The organism is Providencia burhodogranariea DSM 19968 (genome assembly GCF_000314855.2).
GTDB lineage: Bacteria > Pseudomonadota > Gammaproteobacteria > Enterobacterales > Enterobacteriaceae > Providencia > Providencia burhodogranariea.
In genome coordinates this window covers 710167-731463 of record NZ_KB233223.1, presented here as the reverse complement: position 1 = coordinate 731463, position 21297 = coordinate 710167, and the positions used below count along the sequence as shown (strand labels likewise).

The following is a 21297-nucleotide window of genomic DNA, read 5'->3' as shown; positions in this document are numbered from 1 at the left end:
TGACTACTTATTTGCTCATTGCAGCAACTTCTGCTGCAAAGTCAGTTTCAACTTTTTCGATGCCTTCACCAACTTCAAAACGGATGAAATTAGTGATTTTAGCATTTTTCTCTTTCAATAGGTCACCAACAGATTTGCTTGGGTCCATAACGAAAGGCTGGCCAGTCAGAGAGATTTCGCCAGTGAATTTATTCATACGGCCGATAACCATTTTTTCAGCGATTTCGCGTGGTTTACCAGACTGCATAGCGATGTCTAACTGGATTTGATGCTCGTGAGCAACAACGTCAGCTGGTACATCATCAGGAGAGACGTACTCTGGCTTGCTTGCAGCTACGTGCATAGCAATGTGTTTCAGTAGTTCTTCGTCTGCGCCTTCGCCAACAACGAGAACACCGATACGAGCACCGTGCAAGTAGCTACCTACTTGTGGACCTTCCAGAATTTCTACGCGACGAATATTGATGTTCTCACCGATTTTAGCAACCAGAGCAGTACGAGCTTCTTCAAACTTAGCTTTAACCGCTTCGATGTCTGCATTTTTATCAGCAACAACAGAAGCTAATACATCTTTACCAAACGCTAAGAAACCAGCATCTTTTGCAACGAAGTCAGTTTCACAGTTCAGTTCGATCAGTGCACCGCTTTTGCCATCAGCAAAAACTTCTGCCAGAATAACACCTTCAGCAGCAACGCGGCCTGCTTTTTTAGCAGCTTTAGCTTGACCTGATTTACGCATGTTGTCGATTGCTAATTCGATATCGCCATTAGCTTCAACAAGTGCTTTTTTACATTCCATCATACCTGCGCCAGTACGTTCGCGCAGTTCTTTTACCAATGCAGCGGTAATTCCAGACATGTGATTTATTCCTCGATATACCTCGTGGGAGGATCCCCACGTGGATAATTCTGATTCAGATTGATAAAAGGGGCCGCGGAGGCCCCCTTCTAACCAATATATAGCAATACCTGGTTAATAAGGGCTCTTACAGAGCAGGCCTTATTATTCAGCTTCTACTAAGCTTTCTTCTGCTTGAACAGCCAGATCCTGAGAACGACCTTCACGAACGGTAGTTGCTACAGCGCCCAGATACAGTTTAATTGCACGGATTGCGTCGTCGTTACCAGGGATAACGAAGTCGATACCGTCTGGATCAGAGTTAGTATCAACGATAGCGAATACTGGGATACCCAAGTTGTTTGCTTCTTTGATAGCAATATGTTCGTGTTCTGCATCGATAACGAACAGAGCGTCAGGTAAACCGCCCATATCTTTGATACCGCCTAAGCTGTTTTCTAACTTACCAAGTTCACGAGTACGCATCAGCGCTTCTTTCTTGGTCAGTTTGTCAAAAGTACCGTCTTGAGATTGGATTTCCAGATCTTTTAGACGTTTAATTGACTGACGAACGGTTTTCCAGTTAGTCAACATTCCGCCTAACCAGCGGTGGTTAACGAAATACTGGTCACAGCTGTTAGCAGCTTCTTGAACGGCTTCGCTTGCTGCACGTTTAGTACCAACAAACAGAATCTTGCCTTTACGAGAAGCAATTTTAGTCAACTCAGCTAAAGCTTCGTTGAACAGTGGAACAGTCTTTTCCAGGTTGATGATATGTACTTTGTTACGCGCGCCGAAAATGAAAGGTTTCATTTTAGGGTTCCAGTAACGAGTCTGGTGACCAAAGTGTACGCCCGCTTGTAGCATATCGCGCATGGAAACAGTTGCCATTTAATACCTCTGTATTTAAGTAATTGGGGTTATGCCTCCACGAATCCCATAAAACCGACTCTAAAGCTGCGTCTAAACGCATAAGAGCACCCCGGTATATGTGTCGATTCGTGTGTGTTATTACACAATTGAGTTTAGTTTACGCTAACCCATAATTCTAATCGAACATGTTTTTGACATTAGACCAAAAACAATTTAACGAAGAAGAAATAATATGGATTGCCGGCGCGCTTTATACCATAAATCGGATTAATAAGCCAACTTTTGTTGTTTTTTTAAAGCAAAAAAACCAACTGTAATTGAATCATCAAGCCTACCGATTTCTATTTTTTATCGGTATTCAGTTGCTCATTTTCGTGAGGTAAATAGATGCTTTTTTGGCAATTTGTGCTGTGAAAGGCTCAAAATGAACAAGGCCTAGTGACTGACGGGCGTATCCTTTAAGGTACTTTATCAACCAGTAAGTATTATTGTTCATTTGTTGGCAGAAAATGCTGTGGCTGATACCATAATCACCAGAAATGTTGAGTAGAAAGCTTGATTGCTCTCTTATTGAACCCTTTTTACTTTTGCCGCACAATAGTTGCTGCATAAATGGACTATATTTATGGCTATTATTATCAAAACTGAAGAAGATATTCAGAAAATGCGTGTTGCTGGTCGCCTAGCAGCCGAAGTATTAGAAATTATTGCTCCACATGTTAAACCCGGCGTCAGTACTGGCGAGCTTGACCGAATTTGCCATCAACATATCGTTGAAACACAACAAGCTATACCTGCTTGTTTAAATTACCATGGATTCCCGAAATCTGTCTGTATTTCGGTCAATGATGTTATCTGCCACGGTATTCCTAGTGACGATAAAATTCTTAAAGATGGTGATGTTGTTAATATCGATGTAACTGTAATTAAAGATGGTTTTCATGGCGATACTTCCACCATGTTCATTGTTGGTAAATCAACAATTCAAGGTGAGCGCCTGTGTAAAATCACTCAAGAAAGTCTTTATTTAGCATTGCGACTGGTGAAGCCGGGGATTCGTCTACGTACATTAGGTAAAGCTATCCAAGAATTTGTAGAGAAAAATGATTTCTCTGTGGTTCGTGAATACTGTGGTCACGGAATTGGTGAAGGTTTTCATGAGGAGCCACAAGTTCTTCATTATGATGCTGATGATAGTGGTGTTGTTTTACAAAAAGGTATGGCATTTACGATTGAGCCGATGGTTAACGTTGGTGATTTCCGCATCCGTACCATGAATGATGGATGGACGGTGAAAACCAAAGATAGAAGCTGGTCAGCGCAATACGAGCACACGCTCGTTGTCACTGATAACGGTTGTGAAATAATGACGCTACGTAAAGAAGAAGAACCGTCTATTTCCGCTATTTTAGTGAACCAATAATAAAAATATATTCAGTGTGACATGTCACGTTTTATTGCATCATTATATTTAGCGCGATATGTCACTTTTAAAATAACAAATTAAATTTCAATGCATTACCTCAAACCTTACGTTTACTCTTCCTCTTTGCTTAATTAAATTCAAATCCAATAATAATAAATTCATTTACATTCCAATCAATTTGATTGTATTAGTTTTAGCGATTTATCAAATAATCAAATTATTCGGTATATCGATAACGGCATGACTAGGCTGAATAAGTACAGTACTATGTTCATCACAAATGTTATGGCTCGAAGTATGACAAATACACCCAGAATAATTTGAGTTACAGCCAAACCGTAAATGAAACTATTCAATAAACATCAGTTTGATGTCGTTGAATAAAAGCGACAACGCTATGGCTTGGCATATGAAGGGTATCGACGCGGAAAAATAATATGACATCATCATCCCCTATGACATTTCTATCACCCCATTTATTTCAGTCTTCTGACCTCAAATTATGCACGCTTAAACAACATGTCGAATCATTCCACCATTGGTTAGAAGATTCATTTATGCAAGGGAAATCGGTTATCGACCTCGTGCATGCCCGTAGTGATTATCTTGATACCCTACTCACTCGTTTATGGCGAGAATATCAATTTGATCAGCAACCTAATATGTCGTTAATCGCTGTGGGTGGTTATGGTCGTCATGAGCTTCACCCGCTGTCTGATATCGATATCCTAGTGCTTAGCGCTGAACCTCTCACCGAAGAAATTGCAGCAAGCATAGGTCAATTCATCACTTTATTATGGGATTTAAAATTTGACATTGGTCATAGTGTTCGTTCTCTACAAGAGTGTATTGAAGCGGGTATTGCTGATCTAACTGTCGCGACCAATTTGATTGAGTCGCGGCTGATTTGTGGTGATATTGCCCTGTTCCTACGGTTACAAAAAACTATTTTTAGCGATAATTTCTGGCCTTCTGCTAATTTTTTTGCTGCAAAAATTGATGAGCAACAAGAGCGTCATCAACGCTATCACAGCACAAGCTATAACTTAGAACCTGATATAAAAAGTAGTCCTGGCGGCCTGCGTGATATCCATACTTTATTGTGGGTTGGCCGACGGCATTTTGGTGCAACAACTGTTGATGAGATGGTTGGATTCGGTTTTTTAACCAAAGAAGAACACCAAGAGCTTAAAGAATGTCTCTCCTTCTTGTGGAAAATCCGTTTTGCCCTACATTTAGTTGTCAAACGTTATGATAATCGTTTGTTATTTGATCGCCAATTTAGCGTCGCTCGCTTACTCGGTTATGACGGAGAGAAAAACCAGCCTGTTGAACGCATGATGAAAGACTTTTATCGTGTGACTCGACGTGTAAGAGAGCTAAATCAAATGCTATTGCAGTTATTTGATGACGCAATTCTAGCACTCAATCCTGATGAAAAACCACGACAGCTTGATGAGCAATTTCAGTTACGCGGAACATTAATTGACGTAATTGATGACATGCTATTTATCAAAGAGCCAGCAGCAATCCTAAAAATGTTTTATTTGATGGCTCGCTATCCCAACATCACAGGGATCTACTCGACAACATTGCGTCAGCTACGTTTTGCAAGACGTAATCTTGCGGTACCTTTATGTGAATTAGCAGAAGCAAGGCAGTTATTTGTTAAAATATTACGTCATCCAAGAGCAATTAAAGGTGCATTCGTCCCAATGCATTTACACAGTGTATTGAGTGCTTATACGCCTCTTTGGAGCAATATTGTTGGCCAAATGCAGTTTGATCTCTTCCATGCTTACACGGTGGATGAGCATACCATTCGGGTACTACAAAAAATTGATAGCTTTACACATGAAGAAAATCGCCGTGATCATCCCCTATGTGTCAGTGTTTACCCTAAACTGTTACACCCTGAAACCTTACGGCTCGCAGCTTTGTTTCACGACATTGCCAAAGGGCGTTCAGGCGATCATTCGGATTTAGGTGCAGAGTTCGTATATGAATTTGCCTTACAACATAATATTCCCACCAAAGAAGCTGAATTAGCGTCTTGGTTAGTTAAAATTCATCTATTGATGTCAGTCACAGCACAGCGAAGAGATATTCAAGATCCCGATGTCATCAAACAATTTGCCCTCGAAGTCAAAACAGTTCCCCGACTAAATTATTTGCTATGCCTTACCGTCGCAGATATCTGTGCAACCAATAATACCTTATGGAATAGCTGGAAGCAGAGCTTAATTAGGGAGCTTTTCCTATCGACTGAGCATCAATTAAATCAAGGAATGCAAAGTACCCCAGATTTAAGAGAGCGGATCCGCCATCATCGTCACCAAGCATTATCGTTATTGCGCCAATCGGCAGTTGATGAGCAAAAACTTAATCAATTATGGTCTCGCTGCCATGCCAATTATTTTCTACGTCATACTCCATCACAGCTCGCTTGGCATGCCAGTAATTTATTACAGCATAACCTCGAACAACCTTTGGTGTTGATTAGCACCCAGCCCAAGCATGGTGGAACTGAAATTTTCATTTGGTGCCCCGATAAGCCTCATCTCTTTGCTGCCGTTGCCGGTGAGCTTGATAGACGTAACCTCAGCATTCATAGCGCCCAAATTTTTACGAATAAAGATAACATGGCCATGGATACTTTCGTCGTCTTAGAACCTAACGGAACGCCATTATCCAAAGATAGATATGAGCAGATCCGTAAAACACTGTTACATGCAGTGCAGCAACCGGCGATCCCGCTACCAAAACAGCGAACACTGCCTTCTAAGTTACGCCATTTTACGGTACCAACTAAAGTAAACTTTTTACATTCCACCAATGAACGTCGAACTTATATGGAATTATTTGCACTCGATCAACCCGGCTTACTCGCGAGAATTGGGCACATTCTCGCTCAGATGGAAATATCGTTATATGGTGCTAGGATCACCACTATTGGTGAGAAAGTTGAAGATTTCTTCGTTTTAGCAGATAAAAATCACAAGGCACTCGATAAAAATATTCAATTAGAGTTATCAGAAAGGTTGACAGAAACCCTCAATTCGAAGGATAAAATATAGAGACTGCTGGCTTATCAACTTATTTTTGCAGCAGTTTATTAATTATGATCAATATAATTAAGCACGATTATTACTCATTATTAAAGAAAGGGAAAAACAAGCAATGCAGCATTTACAAGCAGTTATTGAACAGGCCTTTGAAGATAGAGCCTCAATTACACCATCAACCGTATCGCCAGCAGTTCATCAAGCAGTCACCGAGACTATTGCCCTACTCGATAGCGGAAAATTACGTGTTGCAGAAAAAATCGCCGGCGTTTGGGTTACTCATCAATGGTTAAAAAAAGCCGTATTACTTTCATTTCGCATTCATGACAATCAAGTGATTGATGGCGCAGAAAGCCGTTATTTTGACAAAGTACCGATGAAATTTAACGATTATGACCAAGCCCGTTTTGAACGTGAAGGTATCCGAGTTGTTCCACCAGCAGCCGTTCGCCAAGGTGCTTATATTGCTAAAAATAGCGTACTAATGCCTTCATACGTCAATATCGGCGCCTATGTTGATGAAGGAACCATGGTAGATACTTGGGCAACCGTCGGTTCTTGTGCACAAATTGGTAAAAATGTTCACTTATCTGGTGGTGTAGGAATTGGTGGTGTACTCGAACCACTACAAGCTAATCCAACGATTATTGAAGATAATTGCTTTATTGGCGCTCGTTCAGAAGTTGTTGAAGGCGTTATTGTTGAAGAAGGTTCCGTCATTTCAATGGGCGTATATATTGGCCAAAGCACGAAAATTTATGATAGAGAAACAGGCGAAGTTCACTATGGCCGTGTCCCTGCGGGTTCAGTTGTGGTTTCCGGTAACCTTCCATCTAAAGATGGTAGCTATAGCCTTTATTGCGCAGTAATCGTCAAGAAAGTAGATGAAAAAACACGTGGTAAGGTAGGCATCAATGAATTATTAAGAAGCATTGATTAAACCTATCCCCATGATGGCTAGGGAGTATTAACGCATTCTCTATCCAGCCCAATCAAGCAGATATTCAAAATATTTGAGTTGAAGCTAAGTGGCAAATGAGCGAACCCCTAGAAGCATACAAAAGTATGTAACTAGGGTTCGTAAGTCAAATTTACAACGCTGTTGTACTCAGTATCGAAAATATAAACTGCTTTTCTGATTAAGAGAGTTTGTCAATTTCCTCGTTTCGCGCATAATATCACCATCACTCTGGTCGATAATCTAGAATGAATCAGCATTATTTTAGTTTTCGCTCTATACGGTTTTTTCTCTCAAAAATAATTCGAGTGGCTACTTCTCGAACTATAACGGCTATATTTGATTCCCTACAATACAACTAGGTGAGTAAACATGTACGATAATCTGAAAAGTTTAGGTATTAGCAATCCACAAGATATTGATCGTTATACGCTGCGCCAAGAAGCGAATAACGATATTTTAAAGATCTATTTTCGTAAAGATAAAGGCGAATTTTTCGCTAAAAGCGTTAAATTTAAATACCCACGCCAGCGTAAAACCGTGGCTGCGGCAGATGGTAGCAATAATTTTAAAGAAATTAATGAAATCAACTCAAACTTGCGCTATGCGATTGAAGAACTAGATCAAATTTGCCAAAGTGATCACGCAGATATTGATTTGAAAAATAAGATTTTAGATGACCTTCGCCATCTTGAGCATGTAGTTTCCAATAAAATTGCAGAAATAGAAGCTGATCTCGAAAAACTGACTCGCAAGTAATTCCAATGCGTTCAGACCAGGCTCAAATCTTATTGCTGCACCGCGAATTGGTTTCACGGTGCAGAAATTTATAGCAATTCAGCCCAAGATTGGATCCAAGGCTTTGCAAATTCTTCAGGTACACCTTCCTCCATCGCATCAATGAATAGAATATCACCAATACGAGTCGCTGATTGCTCAGCCAATAATTCATCGAAGCGCTTTCCTGCATGGCAAAAATTATCATAGCTACTGTCACCTAGCGCTATCAAACCATAACGAAGTTCTGGCTGATATCCCACCACATCTTGAATCTCAAAAAAAAGTGGCGCTATTGTATCGGGAAAATCACCTTGTCCTGTTGATGACGTAATAATTAATGCAATATCTTCACCATTATTATATTGCTGCCAATCACTGAGTGTCGGCTCATCAAAAATAGCCACTTCGTAGCCTAATTGAGCCAAAATATCCTGAGCTGATTCAGCTACAGCCAACGAATTTCCATAGACTGTACCAACAAAAACACCAATTTTTGACATGAACTCCCCCATTTATGGACAAAATAATTTAAGTTGCTCGATGAACTCAGTAAAAAACTCTATACCTGTCATACTTAAAGTTGCAGTTTTGCTGGTTATACTCATACCTTTTTCGCCTAGCTGCAATTTAAATTATTTAAGGTATATCAAAAACATATACTATGTGACTTCTATTAAGTTTAACCCGTTATTTATAGTGCTGAACTCATCACATCAATATCCAGTCCATATGCTATTTTTTGCCAATCAAATTGGTTAATTATTTTCTGCCATGGCTCATCCCATTTAGCAACAAGTGACAATCTCTCTCCAGTTATTGGATGGCTTAAAATGAGTTGGCTTGCATGTAGCATAAGCCGTGAAACCCCAAAATTTTGGCTGACTCCACGGTTTTGACGTAAATCCCCATGTTTGCTATCACCGATAATGGGATGACGAATATGTGACATGTGACGTCTTAGCTGGTGCTTACGCCCAGTTTCTGGCTTAAGTTCTAATAGACTAAAACGCGCGGTTGGGTAACGACCGATCGCAACATCGCATTCAACTTGTGCAATAGGTTTGCAATGGGTGACACATTCTTGCAGTACTGGTTCGCGTGTTGCATGTTTGTCCGCAATTTTATCCAATTCCTCAAGCAGTGGATAATCAATAGTTTGCGTTTCTTCCACATAGCCTCTCACGACCGCATGATAGGTTTTTTCGACTTGATGATTTTCAAATTGAGCAGCAAGTAACCTTGCGACATCACTTGATAAAGCAAACAACAAAATACCGGATGTTGGTCTATCAAGACGATGGATTGGATAAACAAACTTACCTATCTGGTCGCGTAATGTTTGCATCACAAATACGGTTTCTTTGCTGTCGAGCCAACTACGATGTACTAACATTCCCGCAGGCTTATTTACAGCCACGAGATAGTCATCTTGATAAATAATATCTAACATCAATGAGTTACCTAGTAGATTGAGTGCTAAAAAAATCATCTAACTCACGTAAATGAACTAACAATAAACGATATTGCTCTTCATCATCGTTCTTGTAGGTTTCTTCAAAATATGGTGCGATAGCAAAAGCACCCGGTAAAACAGCATCGTTCTCAATAAGCTCATACAAACGCGGAATTAAAATCCATTGTAGCCACTCTACTGCTTCCATGGTATCGAGCGAAAAAGGTTCGGTGCTTTCAAAAGCTTCTGGACTGGGTGCTAATTCATTCCATAATGCTTTCGCTCTCATTTCATCTTCAATATGACGAAGTTTTTCAATTATGCGTTGTTCAATATTCATACTAAAACTCACTTAATAAAATTGGCTCGAATATACGGCATATTCTGGGTTAATTCTGTCGTAAAGATGGGGAGTAACACAATCAAAAATTATTAAGCCTTCAAGACTTAAGCTAAACATACTCAAAACAGCTCAGCTCCTCACCAACTCTTAAGCAAGTTAATCCTCATTAAAGAAAGAGTTAAATGATTGAATATATAATTAAGACGAAACTGAACTTGCATACTAAAACAGAGACAACCTGATGTAGGGTCAAGATAAAATTTATGAACATTTTCAGATATTAAAAATATAAAATTCTGACGATTTTTGAATGTATCTCAATGATAAATATAGAATCATTTTGAATTTTTCACAATGATTCAAATTAAATCAGATTAAATCACTTCGATTATTTATCTAAAAAAATTAACATTATTTAATCTCTTATTATTTTTATAGCGCTTAGGCGTTTTCTAAAAACTATGCATCAATTTAATTGACTTTTATTTTAAACAGAAACACCACTTAATTTAAAATTATAATCTTAAATTAAAACACCATAAAAGAGGATAAATCAAATAAATGCCAATAAGCAATATTTACACGCCATTCTCAAGCACCTATACCAGTTACAATACTCCAACAACGGAAAAAGAAGCTGAAAAACCATTCAATGCATTGAAAAACTCGGCTACTAATATAGATAAAATGCTGACTAATGGCATTCATTCAGATAAAGCTAATAGTTCACTTGAAACACTTTTGGCGGTAGCTACCCATCAAAAACAAATCACCGTTCAAATGATCAGTCAAAATGCTAACCCTGAAGATGCGATTACCCTGCTTCTTAAGGACAGTATCGATCAATATGCTCTTCAGCTGGAGTCTATCTATGCATGGACTGTAGGGGGTAAATCTGTACTTAACCCCATGTTAGAGATGATGGCTGAAAGTATCTTTAAAGAAGGCGTTTCAAGTACTAAATTTGAAGACCTCGTACAAATCATAGTTATGGATATGATGTTGCGCGGTGTATTGCCAGATGACATGAAAAAGTTAGCGGGATACTTTCTTGAGGATGCAGGTTCTGGCACCCATGGCCCTATGAGCCAAGTGACTCCTAAAGATCTCGGTAAATTCATGATGGACATCTATCAGCTTGCGTTGAAAGATGATAAAAACTCACTGGCATTTAAAGTTGCTAATGAAATAGAAACAAATTACAAAAGCGAATTCTATGCATATCAAAAATCATTTGCTGATACTTTTTGGACAAATCCAGATGGTTTTATGGATGGATTTAATGGTTCTGCAAACAAAGACCTGCCTCCGATAACAGGACCAAGCAAAGATGTAAGCCCATTTTTTAAATTATCGATAATCAGTGTATTGAGCTCTAAAGGAGAGATTACTACCGAAGAATTCACAAAAATATTAACATCAGATTTAGCCACCATTAAAGAGATTGCGGGTATTGATGGCAGTATGGTTGATTGGATTGTTGCAGAAACACCAGGGGTAAAACCGTGGCAAGGAAATGGTGCAGATGGTGTAGGCGCAGGACAAGTTTGGTGGAGCTTTCCTGGATACGGGATCGATTATAGCTATTTGGACACAATGTTTAATGATTTCCCTCCTCGTGACTTAACTGAAGATGAAATTGAAGAAATTAACCGCATTGGCGATCAAGTTAAAATGATCCAACAAACACTTAAATATTGGATACAGCTATGTAGTGATGAGCAACTTGCAATGGCTCGCAATATTTAGAAATAATCTAACGTATACAATAAATATGCATTCATTAGACGATAGAGTATTCATACTTGGCGGTTACTCGTTAATGCCTTACTGTTTTTGATGGAGAGCAGCTACTAATAATATGATTTTATGTAAAATAAATCTGTTCAACAAAACTGATCCTCGTTGTTACCTTACAAGTATCTGTCTACTTGAAATAACGCGTATTGTAAGAAAGCGACAAATAAATAAATGCCCTAGGGGCATACATAAATATGAAACTAGGGCAAATTAAGGTAATCAACAACGAGTCACTTTAAGTATGAAAACCAGTTATCTCTTCATATACTCAAAATCACTTAAGCCAAATTAAGATTAAGTACAGCAGCCAGTTCACTTATTTAAAGATTATTGTTATGGCAACCGTGGATATTACAAATAGGCATCTTCAGATTGTGCTTAGAAAGCAACGAGCCTGTAGTCGACAGCCCAAATATCTCACCAGTATTAAAGGAAGACATTGCATCAGTGAGCGAATACTGCCACCGTTGTTCTTCACTGTTCAGCTTCAATGTTTCAATTGCCGAATGCTCACCTTGTTTAAACTGATTTTTAATTGTAACCCTACCTGAACCTATAACTGCGATTTCTAAGTCATCTCCTTGCCGTTGTAGCATTAGCTGACTAGGTTTGATCTTTTCATATTCCAGTGACAGAGTATCGCGCTCGCCACCAGAATCGGTGATGACCGAGTGGCTGAAATGCTCTCCTACACGATAGTTATTATCAGCATCAGTACCGACCATTTCTTGGTACTGGTTCATAATATGACCCAATTCGACTTCATTCAGCTGGTAGTGACCTTCTGCAAAAGACAGCTTAAACCAGTCATCATCAGCCGAGCCGACGGCTTGTAAACGAGACATACTTTGTAATAACTGTTTTGCAGGTAATTCAGGTATATCACCGATTTTGAACATCATTCCACTTTCTCCAGCCTGCTCAATACCGACTACCCACAGCTGGCTCTTTGATTGGGGCACATGCCATACCAAGTCTTGACCATGAAGTCGGACCTTAAAACCATCTTCACCGTGATCTGGAAGTAAGATAACGGACTGCTTACCTCGATCATCAAGAATAATTTGCTCATAATGGTTGAGTATTGCAATATCAAACAAATAATGTGCCCCATCAGCATGATTAGTAATCGCTAAACGATCTGTTTCCTCTAATAACGGTAGCTTACGGTTTAATACTTGGTCAGATAATGCATATTGCAGAACTAACTCTCCCTTGAAGGGGAAGTTTTCATTAATTAAAATAAAACGGTAGCTACCAACGGAGATTGGTAACCTAGAACCACTAATTTGCCAAAGTTCTCCGGTAAACTGATCATGAATGTAACTCCCCATATTTCCCGCAGCTTGCCCCAAATAGCGTAAGTCATGATCCGCATTCAAATTTTCAGCATGCAAAAGTATTTTTTGTTCAGTTAGATACCAGGCTGGGGCTTGCCCTTTTTCAGAAAGCCAACGAATTGCTGGAGCAAGTATGACGTTGCCCCTTAATCTTTCAACCGCAGCGGCAAGCTCTATTTCTGACGTCGCTGCTGTCACTTGCCATGCAATCAATAGCGGTTGATCATGTGGGCTCGCAGATTTTTCTAACAAAAAAATAGCGCCTTGCTCCGTCGTCAATCGAAGTTTATCACCTACGGATACGACACTACGATATGGCTCTGCTAACCAACATTCTGATGGCGGAATTTCTACCAAACTTTGCCCCAGCTCGGTTACCGTCAACAGATTCTCCTGTAAAAGAGGTTGACGATATAACTGCCCACTAGTGTTATCATACAACCATGCCTGATCACCATCAGAAGATAGCCCTAGATAATGGATATCATGGGTAACATCAATACCCGCACCACCTTGTATTATTTCTTCTGCGGCTACATCATACCAAGTCATAATGACCTTGTTTTCTGTATCGGTTAGCCCCTGCACTCGTATGGCGGGTAATGTATCCTCTCTCTCCGCTAACTCACGTAACGCTGTTATTAGATCCTGCCGATGTTTGAGTAACCAGTCTATCGTCACTCCCATTAGGTTAAGTTTATCTTGTATCCCTATTTCCCAAAGGATCCCATCTTCGCTTTGCGCTATTAATTGCCCCTGTAACAAAAATAAAATCTGGATGGAAGATTTTATTTCATGAGCCATTGAATCGTCTTTGACGGTTATTCCATTATCAGGTTGAAAATAAAGTTTTTTTAGCTGGGGACTATAAAAATAGTAACGGGTCTTATTTCTATCAACCACGGAGACTTGTTGAATATCTTCAGGTGCATCAGTGAGGTTCATACGTAGAAAAGCTTGGTAATTCCCTGTCTCTTCCGATTTTTTAGCCCATAAATGGTAATTAACATTATTTCGGCGGCCAAGTAGGTGAATTTGTTCACCTCCAGTTGCAGGTATAGTCAGTTCTGAGCTGAATTGTGCTAACGATGCATATCTGTCATCTTTAGCCACCAATAACAATATTTCTTGTATATCTTTTTCGTCACCTGTTATTGCTATCAGTTGCTGGGCTTGCTTCGTCAGCTGCCAGACATAACTAACCGGGCCAGAATCATACTGATACTCTACGATAAAATATAAAGTATCGTTGCTGCCTATGATCACACGGCTTTTAGTGGGAATAATTGCAACACTGGGTTTATCTGCAATAGCTTTAATAAAAGCGCGCCCCATTGAACGATTTAATGGCAAATACTCTAATAAAACATTACCAGTAGTAATATCCACCAGCCAAATTTTATCATCACGATAAAACCATGCTTGGTCACCCTCTACTTTTGCAAGCTGAATATCACTCAGGAATTCGGCTTCTTCAGGCTCGTTCGTATAAATAAAGCGGCTGCGTTCTACCTCATAGAAAGCACGTCCCACCCACTGCCTATCGAGCGTACGATAACCTTCCACAGGGATAAATGGTTGATGATGGGAGTCTATTTTACTAATTTGTATTAGATGCTCATGCAAGTCCTGCCAATTATTAAAGCGATTGGCATTAACATTCAGTTTTTCCAATGTAATTGTCTTCTTTTTCACATCAACGGCTAATACACCATCATCATTGAGCAAGTTTAGCTTGCCCTGAAAATCATCAGAAAATGAAATGTGAGCCTGACCTATTTGTAAACGACCATGCGAATCAAACCGTGGATTTTTTGTATCAGCTAGTGTTCGTATATCCAACACCCATTGAGTCACGTTGCTTCCCTGAGTTAACTTAAGTACTGCACCTTCTTGTATACTAATGTAGTAAGTACTATTGCCCCCCTGTAACCTGTATGCCATTTTTCCTTTGGCTTCTTCAGACAGCGAAGGCATGATAATCGTGCGTGGGATGTCGTCTAATAAAACAACTACTGGCGTTGCTAAATATTCAAATGAAAGTTCGCTGATAGCTCGCTCTGAAGGGAAATTATAAAAATCGAAGGAAAAATTATCATTATTATCACGAAAACGACGTTCCAAGCGCCGTAATACCTCAAAACCCCAGTCATCACGTATAGTGGAGCCAGGGAACGTCTCATAACTATAATCCATATAATATTGTGGTGTATCAGGCAACACTAAGGGAATATTGCTAGAAAGCACTGAAGGAACTATCGCCGCAGCGTGTCCAATCCCTTCCCTAATATTAATCACTCTCTCTTTGGGATTCGAGACTTTGTGTTTACCCGCTTTATTCACTGACTTAGGTGTCAGCCATGTAATATGGTTCGTGTAACCAGAGCCTAAGCCATATATGTAGGTCTTATAAATCCAAGTATTCCCAAAAATCAACTTATGGTTGCGTAAATCAAGAGTACTAATCACTATTCCTGGCGTATTTTTCCATAATTTTACTACCGTACCGTCCTCCCCTTTGACTTCGGCTAAATCGTACCCTCCTTTTTGGTAGCCTTCATCTAAATGCGCAAAATAACGACCCACTGCTTTGGTTTTTTCAATATGTACCTGAGTCCCCTGTACCAAAGCGCTAATTCCAATACCCAGTCCAGCTAAAGGCACACCTAGAGATCCTGCAAAGCCCGCTACGGTTGTTGCACCAATACTATTTGCACCTAAACCGATGACTACATCAACTAAACCTGCTAAATCAAAAGCTAACTGCGTACCATACTCTGCCCGTTGGGCATCATTCTGCGCATATGCCAACTCATAACCATTCAACCCAATACTGAGTAAATTTAGTCCCAGATCACCAACGGGGCTAGCTCGTGAAAGTACTTTAAGTGTACGTCCTAATGACTGGCTTTCATTAGATAGATCTTTCCATAACCTAACATACCTAAACGTATCCTCTACTGTTCCCCATCCCATTTGAGCGCCATTGGTATATGAGTGTAATTTCAGTGCAGTTCTCAGATTTTCTGGCAATGCATCATCTTCAATTCCATCACGGGAGTGTTTATTAAATAAAGTTTGAATAATAAAAGCTGTATTTAAGCCATGTACCCCAGTTGCTTCAGGAACGGTTCCTGAACGCTGCCTAACACGCCCTTTCATCATATTAATATGTGTTTTTAACGAGATGAGATGACGATCATATCCATGGATAAAGTTGGCAATACGGGAGTCATTAATAATTAAAATTTTCGATTCAGTAGGGTCCTCTTTATTGATAAATTCCAACGAATACAGACCTTCTTGTGAAGCATCTTCTTTTAACGTTTGAAATACGGGAAGCCATTCTGTATCAGATAATTGGTTTTTTAGGTATAGCTGTGCCATTCCCAGCTCAAAACCTAAACCTTGATCCAATGCGTCTAACAGCTTGCGCTGTGATACTGACGAGTCATTTTTTCCAGGTATTCTCTCTATAACCCATTCCCCGTTATCTCGACTCATCGTTACTTTTTCGCCAATTTGAGTTAACCGTTTTTGATTATCCTCATTGATCATAACTTTAGTAGTATAGGCAGCAACTGAAGAAGGGTATAAATCATTCTTAGTCAAAAATGATACAAACTGATGCAGATAGCTATTTTTCTGATCTTGTCCAGCCAGAGAACAACCCACTAAGCTTATACGTTCAGGAGAAGTACTAATACCAAAGACTGAACTAAACTCGATGAGTTGTTTTTGCAATGTTTCAGCGCTTCGCCCTCCGAGCATTTGGTGGCTAAGTTCCATTTCATCACTACCACGACCATGTCCTACTATCTGCCAGCGTAAAGATCCATTCGTTGTCAATTTTTCAGGGAAACCGTCTACCCATCCTCCTTGGTCATTGAGGTGCCAAACTCGAAAATTTCCTTGTCGATCCAATTGAATTAATGCTGATGTTTTAGGATGTTTTCCAACAAGCCGAATGGCTGATTCTCTTACTACTGCATCATTTTCAAGCTGAATAATTAGTTGCCCATCAAAACGGGTTTGGTGATCTTCTTTCTGGGGGCTAATCAGTGGCTCATCCCAATAGTTGACCAATTTTTCATCAAAAGAAGCGATGCTATCCAAGACATTATTATCTATCGGCTTCGGCTTAACAGCATATAATAGCTCGTATTCCTTCGTACTAATTTGTCTTTTTAGTCCCTTTTCCTGTGCACTGATAATAACTGAGATATTTTTTGATCGTTCAAAGGCATCTCTAATGATTGCCCTCTCAGAAATATCATCAGAGTCTTTATAGCGTTTTGCTAATAAAATTTGCTTAGATTTAGCATCCTCCGAAGCCTGTTTGTACAATGCAATATTTTCTTTGTTGCTTAAATGCTGGTATAACGAAACCTCAAAGAATCGCTCAACCAAGGCTATATCATTATGGCTTATTGCCAATAACAATGCTCCGCCTTCATCTTGTACACCATATCGTAGAAGAGTATTCACTAGGGTAATATCACCACTGCCAACAGCCTCCGTTAACGCAGTTTGTCTCATGCCGTGCCCCCCTATTTTTCTGTTGCTACTAGAATTAATACCTGCATCCAATAACAGCCTAAGAGTTGCATTATCATGATTGTTAATGGCAGCTCGTAGCCACTCAAACCGATCATTATTTGACAATGGTTGGTGCTCAAGTAACAACTTCACTAAATCAATCTGCTGCGTTTTGATTGCGAGGAACAATGGGCTTTCATTAATACTCCATGGTAATTCAGATACCAGTATTTCGATTGCCTTTGAGGTATTCGGAATCACTAATGGTGACTGCACATCAGCTTGCGTATGTTCTATTAATAATTTTACAAACTCCTTATCCTTAAGCCGGACTGCATGACCTAACAATGCATTCAATACGAAAGCATTTACCTGATTGTCACTCTGATGACTTTCAGCAGGAATAGCTTCCATCGTCATTAACAACGTTTTTCTTGAAGGGTTATTTATTACTGCCGCCAAGAGTGTCAAGATAGTTCGACTATCTAACGTGGACACCCCTTGCTGATATTGTTCGAGATAAGCCGCCGTTATCAAATCAGAATCAATTCCTGTGAAAAATAAGCGAGCTTGCTTAAAGGTTATTCCCTGTAAAGCTTCTGTGGGTAAATCAATTCTCTGCGCGGTGGAAAAAGACTCTAGATGAGATAGTAAAGGATTACTTCCTAATCTCTTGACAAACTTCCCGTAGGAGCGTCGGTGTTTCTTAACATAAGCAATCAAATCCCCCGTACTTAGTGCGGAAAAAAATATCTTTAATTCTTTAGGTGCAATAAGCAGTAATGCCTCAGGTGGTACTTGTATCTGTTGCTCAAGTGAAAATTTTGTTGACCTTGGCCATAAAGGATTCCAGCCAATATGTTCAACTAAATGTTGATAAGACGGCTGATGTTGCTTCACATAATCAATAAAATCATCATCATTCATCCCATTAAAAAATGACTGTGCCTGTCTAGTTGCGAGAGATAATAATGCTTCAGGTGGTACTTGTTTACGTTGTGCTGAGGAAAACTGTGAGTACCGTGAAAGTAAAGGAGAAACATCCACTGAGGCCGACAGTTGCCGATAGACTCCTGAATGTATTTTGAGATAAGCCAAAAATTCATTATCGTTCAGCGTATCGGGTAGTACTTTTGAAAAATAGTTTTCTGCTTGCTGCCGTGTAATATTAGTGAATATGCTTTCAGGTAACTTTAAAAGCCGTTCAGCTGTAAAGCGAGCCAAGAAACAATCAAGCAATGCCCGTTTATCTTGCCGATTGAACCATTCTGGGTGCTGTATAACAATATGAAAACCACGTTCAACTACACCGCCACTCAAGATAACTGGTGCGCCTTGAAGCTGTGCTTCATTAAATATAGATTGATAAATTCGTGCAGCTTGTTTCGGATGTTTCTTTGCTAGCTGCATAATTTCAGATTCTGGTAATTCCCGTCGTTCAAAAAGAGATTCATCAATCTGCTGATTTAATATTTGTAATTCTAAAAATGTTTTTTGTGTATTGATCGCATTATCATACTGATACTTTAAAAGATAATTTTGTAGTTGCTCACGCAGAATCAAAACCTGCCCCACCAGCTGTGAGCCGGATACTTTACATAGTTCAGACCAAGAATCAGCCATATCTTTCAGTTTGGAATTTTGTGAGATATTTCCAAATAATGACTTACCAGAAGCAATTACATCACTGAATAAATCGATGATTTTGAGGTTATTGTCCGCCAACCAACTGTGTTTAATTTCTTCTTCTGTGTATTGATTGAATTCGGTAAATTGCAGATCAATCACATTTGAACGTTCAATGGGGTTCTGAATTACGTCGATGCTAAAACGGTCAAAAGCCTGATGTAATGCAATAGGTCCTGTTACATAGATAGTCGCCCTACTATTTGGGAGCACACCATCCAAACGATAGTTGAAGCCTTGATTTGAAAAGCTACGATATCCATGGCCACTGCTAATTTCATCTCGCTCTTCACTTGCAAGTATGTATTGATACGATTTCTCATCAATCTCACTGATTTTACTAACATCAATAAGCCCAGCCTGTTCCAAATACTCATAATTTTTTGCGAATTGCTTTAAAGCAACTTTCAGTATTGAATTACGTGCTGGTGAAACAATAACGGCATTAGAAAAACCATTGATATCAGCAATTCGGATCCCTTGAGAAGACAACCTTTGCGCTGCTAATGGTTGAAAAAAATTACTAGAAACTTGACCGCGCTGCTGAATCTCATCCTTCATACGATCAATTAACGATGCATGCTCAGAGCTTCTCGCTCGAAATTTAGCAATATAATTCTGATAATATTCAGTATGTTCTCGCAGCTGGCGACTAGGAAAATTATTTGCTAACTGGTCTAATACCAGCTGCGTTTTAACTAAATTAATTACAGCCGTATCCGAACCATTTGGAAGACGCCCCAATCTTGCTATATCTTTGTTTATAGAGTGACTGAAAAGGTCATCCTTAAACGCAGGCAAAAAATCTACATCGATATAAATTCCACCTTGCTGATACAAAGCTTCAAGCCGAACAATATCTGAAGCTGCAGCAAGGTTCTGCCTCAAAGCCAATTCTTGATAATAATATTGTCTTTCTACCACCCCCAGATTAAGAGTATTGATATCAGCAAGCTGTATCGACCCGCGAGCCTTCTGAGCAAATGCAGCATAAGAAGCTTGATTATCTTTCCTGATGCGCTCAAGAACGTCCTTCTTACTGCCTAGTTGATTGATCATAAACTCAGTAGCTGCCTGATCAAATGTCTTATCTTGCTGCCCTATTCCCGTTGAAATAACTCGATATGCTTTATTTTGCAGTTGAAGGATCTGTTCAAAATATCCTGTTTCATTCAGCATCTGCCCACGATGAGCAAACTGTTCTATTTGCTTACGTAGTTCATGAACCAGCAATGCTTGAGGGTCATACCAAACTTTGATTCGATAATCTGGATTGGTTTGATGCCAAGCGTTAATATAATCCTGCTGGATAGCACCAAACTTTCCTTGCCAGATAAAATGTAAATTCTCAGGTACATCAACAGAGCGAGTTGTATGAGTTCCTAGCGCTTCATTAAATACGGATTGATACATCTGGCTCGCCAATTGTGGGTTTTGCTGAGCGACATTAAGAATTATTACCTGATCCTTCAAAGGTGAGCTGAATAACTCCTTATCAACTTGCTGATTTAATATTATTAGGGCTGGATTACGCTCAGAGCTAGCATGGTGTTCTTGATAATGCCGTATTTGATTTTTTAATATCAATGCATTCTCTATTTGTTGCGTTCCTGAACTATTGTGTAGTGCATCAAGTATTGCCAATATGGCTTGATAAGAAGATCCTTTTAATTTTCTGGGTACTGCAGCATGCTGTACTAGGCTATCTCGAGTCCATACACGACTAAAATTTGGTATAACTCGCTGAGCTTGCCAACTACTTTGCTTATTTCCTCTAGAATATGCATTAATTAGCTGAAAGTTGAGTTTTTCATCTGAAGCCTGTTCCTGTTGATTAGCCAAAGTAAATTGCTTCTTTGTATCATCCTTAATAGGAAGATTTACCATAAAGTATCCTTAACTTTAATTATCCCGAACTCATTTCCCCATAAAAATAGATTAAATTAATTTGACTATTTAATCCATAAACAAAAAATAAAAGACAAAATTAAATCACATTTAATTGATAAAAAACGAAAAAATAACATCAAACAAAATGACAACAAAACATAAAAAATAAATTTTACTTATCTTTTTCAATTAAAAACCAGTAACAAAATAAAACATATATATTCACATCATAAATTGATTACTTAAAAGAATAGTGATTCTTTACTTTAAAAAATCATCTTAAATTAAATCTTATTTATGATTTTT

The 21297-nt window shown here is 39.1% G+C and carries 11 protein-coding genes; 5 read left to right on the top strand and 6 right to left on the bottom strand.

Features of this window, described 5'->3' with window-relative positions; all coding sequences use genetic code 11:
* Positions 1-7: 7 nt before the first annotated feature.
* Together tsf and rpsB are read right to left on the bottom strand one after the other, a co-directional pair.
* Positions 8-859 (bottom strand): translation elongation factor Ts, encoded by an 852-nt coding sequence (gene tsf, locus OOA_RS13865; protein WP_008912783.1) that lies wholly within the window; start codon positions 857-859, stop codon positions 8-10.
* A gap of 144 nt (positions 860-1003) precedes the next feature.
* A complete protein-coding gene (rpsB, locus tag OOA_RS13860; RefSeq protein WP_008912782.1) occupies positions 1004-1729 on the bottom strand; it encodes a 30S ribosomal protein S2 in 726 nt (241 codons plus the stop codon).
* A gap of 607 nt (positions 1730-2336) precedes the next feature.
* Here rpsB and map point away from each other — a divergent pair.
* From map to OOA_RS13840, 4 genes are all read left to right on the top strand, one after another.
* Positions 2337-3134 carry a type I methionyl aminopeptidase gene (map, locus tag OOA_RS13855; protein WP_008912781.1) on the top strand — a complete coding sequence of 266 codons (798 nt, stop codon included), beginning with the start codon at positions 2337-2339 and terminating at the stop codon, positions 3132-3134.
* A 440-nt stretch (positions 3135-3574) separates the two neighbouring features.
* Positions 3575-6214, top strand: coding sequence for a bifunctional uridylyltransferase/uridylyl-removing protein GlnD (glnD, locus tag OOA_RS13850; protein ID WP_008912780.1), 2640 nt, complete (start codon positions 3575-3577; stop codon positions 6212-6214).
* 103 nt (positions 6215-6317) lie between these two features.
* On the top strand, positions 6318-7142 hold the full coding sequence (gene dapD, locus OOA_RS13845; RefSeq protein ID WP_008912779.1) for a 2,3,4,5-tetrahydropyridine-2,6-dicarboxylate N-succinyltransferase: 825 nt from the start codon (positions 6318-6320) through the stop codon (positions 7140-7142).
* Positions 7143-7532: 390 nt separating this feature from the next.
* Positions 7533-7919: a DUF3461 family protein gene (locus tag OOA_RS13840; protein ID WP_008912778.1), complete on the top strand. Its 387-nt coding sequence runs from the start codon at positions 7533-7535 to the stop codon at positions 7917-7919.
* 68 nt (positions 7920-7987) lie between these two features.
* Here OOA_RS13840 and OOA_RS13835 read toward each other — a convergent pair whose 3' ends face one another.
* From OOA_RS13835 to OOA_RS13825, 3 genes are all read right to left on the bottom strand, one after another.
* Positions 7988-8440 carry a flavodoxin gene (locus tag OOA_RS13835; RefSeq protein ID WP_008912777.1) on the bottom strand — a complete coding sequence of 151 codons (453 nt, stop codon included), beginning with the start codon at positions 8438-8440 and terminating at the stop codon, positions 7988-7990.
* 191 nt (positions 8441-8631) lie between these two features.
* Positions 8632-9390 (bottom strand): tRNA pseudouridine(65) synthase TruC, encoded by a 759-nt coding sequence (truC, locus tag OOA_RS13830; RefSeq protein WP_008912776.1) that lies wholly within the window; start codon positions 9388-9390, stop codon positions 8632-8634.
* 7 nt (positions 9391-9397) lie between these two features.
* Positions 9398-9733, bottom strand: coding sequence for a YqcC family protein (locus tag OOA_RS13825; RefSeq protein WP_008912775.1), 336 nt, complete (start codon positions 9731-9733; stop codon positions 9398-9400).
* Between the two features lie 564 nt (positions 9734-10297).
* Between OOA_RS13825 and OOA_RS13820 the strand changes: the two genes are divergently transcribed.
* The gene (locus OOA_RS13820) at positions 10298-11485 is read left to right on the top strand and encodes a hypothetical protein (protein WP_008912774.1); all 1188 of its coding nucleotides are present in this window, start codon (positions 10298-10300) and stop codon (positions 11483-11485) included.
* Between the two features lie 371 nt (positions 11486-11856).
* On the opposite strand, the gene OOA_RS13815 is transcribed toward OOA_RS13820, so the two are convergent.
* Positions 11857-20988: a TcdA/TcdB pore-forming domain-containing protein gene (locus OOA_RS13815; RefSeq protein WP_008912773.1), complete on the bottom strand. Its 9132-nt coding sequence runs from the start codon at positions 20986-20988 to the stop codon at positions 11857-11859.
* Positions 20989-21297 lie beyond the last annotated feature (309 nt).